The organism is Kitasatospora putterlickiae (assembly GCF_039527695.1).
GTDB lineage: Bacteria > Actinomycetota > Actinomycetes > Streptomycetales > Streptomycetaceae > Kitasatospora > Kitasatospora putterlickiae.
Map to the genome: position 1 here is coordinate 1,175 of NZ_BAAAKJ010000201.1, position 4,207 is coordinate 5,381.

The window sequence follows — 4,207 nt, forward strand, 5'->3', positions numbered from 1 at the left end:
GGGCAGGAGCCAGACGAGCACGGGGGCGGAGCGCCGGCGTCCGGGTGACGAACCAGCACCAAGCATTCAGCATCCTCAAAACGGTCGAAGAGTGGTGGGGGGAAGGGGCGGGCGGTCGGCCCGAGGGGCGTGCGTGTTCAGGGCGGAGCGGGTGGGCGCCGGGACCCGCCGTCACCGTGCGCCGCGCGCCGGCGGGGGCGGCCCGGCCGGACCCCGGGACCCGCGACCGGGCCGGTGTCGGCCTCAGGTTTACCGTGCGCCGCCCGCTGTGAACGGGCGCCCACGCCCAGTTCGCCAATGCGAGCGGACTCCCGGTGAACTTGCCACGAGCACGCGCCGCTTCGTGCTAAGGAGCGCGGTCGTGCGCCCCGGCGCGGAAGGGTGCGGGGCGCCCCGGCGGGGCCGCCATCAGGCGAAATGGCGAACCGTCAAACGGGTCGCGGACGGGCGGGCGGGGAACCATGGCCGAACACGCCCGACTCCGGGGGGGGGACGGATGTCGAACGGATCCCGGCCGGCGGCCGGTCCGGCCGCCCTGCTGCCCGACCTGGTGGCCACCGCCGTCGGCCTGGCCGTCGCCGCCGCCGTGGTGGCGGGCTTCGACCTGGGCGGTCCGCCCGCGAACGGGTGCGCCGCCGTGCTCGGCGCGGCGGCGCTCCTGGTGGCCGTGCACGCCGCCGGGGGCGCGCTGGTCCGCCGGCTCCCGCCGGACCGCTCCTGCGCGTCCTGCCTCGGAGCGCTGCTGCTGGTCCCGGCGCTGCTGGCGGCGGAGCCGGTGGCGCTCTGGCTGGCGGTGCGCCTGGCCGACGGGCTGGGCCTGTCCGCCCGGCTGTCCGGTCCGGGGGCGACGGTGGTCGCCGCCGTGGTGGTGATGCTCGTGGGCGTGACGGTGCGCCACCTCTGGTCCGTCCTGGCCGACCGCGACGGGGACGGGTCGGCGCTGCGGGACGTCGCGCGGCACCTGCTCGCCGTCGCCGGTCTCACGCTGGTGGTCGCCGTGCTCGACGGCACCGCGCTGGCTCACGGCCCGGGCTGGCGGCAACTGCTCACGCTGGTCGCCCTGGGGGCGGTGCTCGGTCCCAAGTTCAGCCGGCTGTCGCTGCCGGGACGCGGCGTGCGGCTGCGGTCGGCGGCCGGTCTGGCGGTCGCCACGGCGGGCAACCTGCTGAAGCTGTGGCTGGTGACCTGGCTCAGCACCTGGATGGCGCTGCCGCTCAGCATCGCCGGGTTCGCCGCCTTCGCCGTCGCGGCGCTGCTCGTCGCGGTGGTGATGCTGCCCACCTCGGTCGCCGCCCGGCGCGCGGCGGATCCCGGCGGCCCGCCCCTGCCGGGGGCGATGGCCGAGCTGTACGGCCGGCCGCCCCCGGCGCCGTGACCCGTTCCCGGCTCAGACCGGCCGGACCGCCCGGGGCCCCGCCACCGCGGCACCGAGAACGGTGACCCGGGCGCGCAGTCCGCGATCGGCGGTGACGACCAGGCAGTTCCGTCCGGGGCTCGCGGCCAGCGCCGCCGCGACCAGGTCGACGATCAGATCGTCGCCGCTGCCGGGCGCGGCCTCGACCCGCACCTCCGGCGTCGCCGCGACCCCCCGGGCGGCGCCCTCCACGACCAGCACGACCTCCAGCGGCCCCGTCCGCGCCCATCCGGGCGGACCGGCCCCCTCGCCGCCCAGCCCACGACCGCCGACCGCCGCGAGCGCGTCCCGCAGCCGCTCCGCCGCCGCCCGCCGGTCCCGCCACCAGCCGTCCGGCACCGACCCGACCACATTGGCCCCGTCCACCACCAGCAGCGGCACGCTCTCACCCATGACGGACAAGTCTGTCACGCCCCTTCCGCCCGGTCCCGCGTCAGAGGTCGGGCAGGCACTCCTCGGCGAACCCGCCGCCGAACACGTGGCCCGCGTGGGTGAGCATCCGCCGGGCGTACGCGGGGTCGCGGGCCAGGCAGGAGTACCCGTCGAGTTCGACGGTGATGACGCCCGAGGTGTCGGCCAGGTAGACGTCCAGCCCCGGGTACATCAGCTCGACGCACGGGATGTCGTCGGTGTCCAGCGCGAACACCGGGTACTCGCCGTGCTCGTCGCCCACCCCGGTCGCCAGCACGCGGCGGGAGTCCGACCCGCCCGGCAGCAGGAAGCACTCGTCGAAGCGGTCCGAGACGGTGTCGAAGCACGAGCCCCAGAGGTCCCCGAACTCGTCCCGCGCCAGCTCGCCCAGCGACCGCGGCGTGAACCGCCCGTCCCCGTCGAGCCACCCGAACCGGCGCAGCAGCCCGGCGTCGAACGCCAGCCACCGCCGCAGGCTCGGCGGCAGCGGCCGCCCGCTCGGGAACACCGCCCCGGCCAGCGGTCCGGCCGCCAGCGGCTCCGGCTCCCCGGTCAGCCACGGCCCGGCCCACGGCCCGTAGTCCAGGATCGGCCGGTGCGGATCGGCCGCGACGGAGGCGATGGCGCGCTCCGTCAGCGCGACGCCGTGCGCGTCGCCGGGGGAGCTCGGGGGGTTCGGGGTCGCGGGGTTCATCGGGCTCGCCGTCCTGTCCAAGATGCGCTCGACTCCTGCTCTGTCGCGCCGAATCTACGACCCCGCACCGACACCCCGGGACCGCCGGCACCACGGGCAAGGTCACCCGCGCCTGACGTCCGCGGGCCGGCCGGACCGAGGGAGTCATCGGTCCGGCCGGCCCCGTCACGGCCGCCGTCCTACCGGGCCGTCAGGCCGAGGCGGCCGTGGAGGGCGGCGGACCGGTAGGCGGTGCGGAAGGCGCCGCGGCGCTGGAGTTCGGGGACGAGCGCGCGGGTGATCGCCAGGAGGTCGTGGGGGAGGCGGGCGGGGCGCAGCCGGAAGCCGTCCAGGCGCAGGCCGGCCGTCTCCACGGTGCGCCAGGCGAGGAGGAGGTCGGCGAGTTCGCCGGGGGTGCCGGCGAAGACCTCGGCGTCGGAGGCGAGCGGGGCGCCGTCGAGCTCGTCGAGCCGCGCCTTCTGGCGGGCGGCCTCGCCGGGGCGGTCGTCGAGCAGGACCAGGAGGTCGGCGAAGACCTTGAGGGGGCGGTCGGCGGGCCGGTCGACGGCGGTGGCGGCGGTCGCGACCTCGGTGAGGATCGCGGCCGCGTCGTCGGGGGAGCGCGGGGTGATGAACGCGACGTCGCCGCCCCTGGCCGCCAGTTCGTACGGGATGCGGGCGTGGGCGAGGACGGTGACGGGCAGGTCGTGGTCGCGGCCGTTCCAGAGCCGGCGGACGGTGGCCAGCACCTCGGCGGCGTCGTCGAAGAGCGGGGAGAGGCGGCCGGAGATCGTCTCGGGGGAGGCGAGGTCGGCCTCGGCGAGCGTCGCCGGGGCGGGGCGGCCGAAGTGGGCGGCGTCGTCGGCGCGGGCGGAGACCTGCGGGCGCCAGCCGGCCCGGCCGGGGGCGGCCTGGTCGAGGGTGGCGAGGGCCGCGGAGAGGTGGAGCGGCTCGGTGTGGGTGACGTTGGTGGTGGGCACCAGCCCGATCCGCGAGGTCAGCGGCGCGACCCGGGCGGCGATCAGGACGGCGTCGAGCCGGCCGCGCACCTGGTCGGTGCGCTCGTCGGGCCCGCGCAGGCTCACGGACTGGACGGCCAGGGCGTCCTCGAAGGTGACCAGGTCGAGCAGGCCGCTTTCGGCCTCCGTCACCAGGTCGGCCCAGTACCCGGCGGTGAACAGCTCGCCGGGGCGGGCGCCCTCGGCGCGCCAGGCGGCCGGGTGCCAGCCGGCCCCGTCCAGGGCGACGGCGAGGTGCAGCGGCGGCTGGTCCTGAACGGGGCTCAGGGGGTCGGTCATGCGGCGGTCTCCCGGCTCGGTCGGCGGGTCCGGGCGAGCCCGAGGTGGTCGCGGAGGGTGGTGCCGGTGTACCCGGTGCGGTGCGCGCCGCGCGCCCGGAGCAGCGGCACCACCTGGTCGACGAACTCGTCCAGCGGGCCGGCGGCGGGGTGCGGGGTGAGCAGGAAGCCGTCCGAACCGCCGTCGCGGGCGTACGCGGTGAGCGCGTCGGCGACCTCGCCCGGTGTGCCGGCGATGTCGGCGGCGCCCTCCCGCGCGGTGGCGGGCGCGCCGCCGAGCGCGTAGGTGACGGCGGTGAGGACCCTGAGCGCGCCGGGGGACCGGCCGTGCGCGGAGAGCCGTTCGGCGAGGTCCTGGCGGAGCGCCCGGGCCTCGGCGGGCCCGGTGTACGGGACGATCGCCACATCGGCG

At 77.8% G+C, this 4,207-nt stretch carries 4 protein-coding genes and 1 pseudogene; 1 reads left to right on the forward strand and 4 read right to left on the reverse strand.

The features are described 5' to 3' along the window. Positions 1-496 precede the first annotated feature (496 nt). Positions 497-1,375 carry a hypothetical protein gene (locus ABD308_RS20215; protein WP_344337238.1) on the forward strand — a complete coding sequence of 293 codons (879 nt, stop codon included), beginning with the start codon at positions 497-499 and terminating at the stop codon, positions 1,373-1,375. 12 nt (positions 1,376-1,387) lie between these two features. On the opposite strand, the gene ABD308_RS20220 is transcribed toward ABD308_RS20215, so the two are convergent. From ABD308_RS20220 to ABD308_RS20235, 4 genes and pseudogenes are all read right to left on the reverse strand, one after another. Next, on the reverse strand, positions 1,388-1,807 hold the full coding sequence (locus ABD308_RS20220; RefSeq protein ID WP_344337251.1) for an NTP pyrophosphohydrolase: 420 nt from the start codon (positions 1,805-1,807) through the stop codon (positions 1,388-1,390). A 40-nt stretch (positions 1,808-1,847) separates the two neighbouring features. After that, positions 1,848-2,519, reverse strand: a complete 672-nt coding sequence (locus ABD308_RS20225) for a hypothetical protein (protein WP_344337240.1) — start codon at positions 2,517-2,519, stop codon at positions 1,848-1,850. A 179-nt stretch (positions 2,520-2,698) separates the two neighbouring features. Then, on the reverse strand, positions 2,699-3,796 hold the full coding sequence (locus ABD308_RS20230) for an LLM class flavin-dependent oxidoreductase (RefSeq protein WP_344337242.1): 1,098 nt from the start codon (positions 3,794-3,796) through the stop codon (positions 2,699-2,701). Beyond that, positions 3,793-4,207, reverse strand: a pseudogene (locus tag ABD308_RS20235) (LLM class flavin-dependent oxidoreductase); the annotation flags it as partial. The gene ABD308_RS20230 and the pseudogene ABD308_RS20235, both read right to left, overlap by 4 nt.

Bases quoted from the DNA above. Each gene is read 5' to 3' on its own strand.
- ABD308_RS20220 (WP_344337251.1), bottom strand. From the start codon at position 1,807: ATGGGTGAGAGCGTGCCGCTGCTGGTGGTGGACGGGGCCAATGTGGTC.
- ABD308_RS20230 (WP_344337242.1), bottom strand. From the start codon at position 3,796: ATGACCGACCCCCTGAGCCCCGTTCAGGACCAGCCGCCGCTGCACCTC.
- ABD308_RS20215 (WP_344337238.1), top strand. From the start codon at position 497: ATGTCGAACGGATCCCGGCCGGCGGCCGGTCCGGCCGCCCTGCTGCCC.
- ABD308_RS20225 (WP_344337240.1), bottom strand. From the start codon at position 2,519: ATGAACCCCGCGACCCCGAACCCCCCGAGCTCCCCCGGCGACGCGCAC.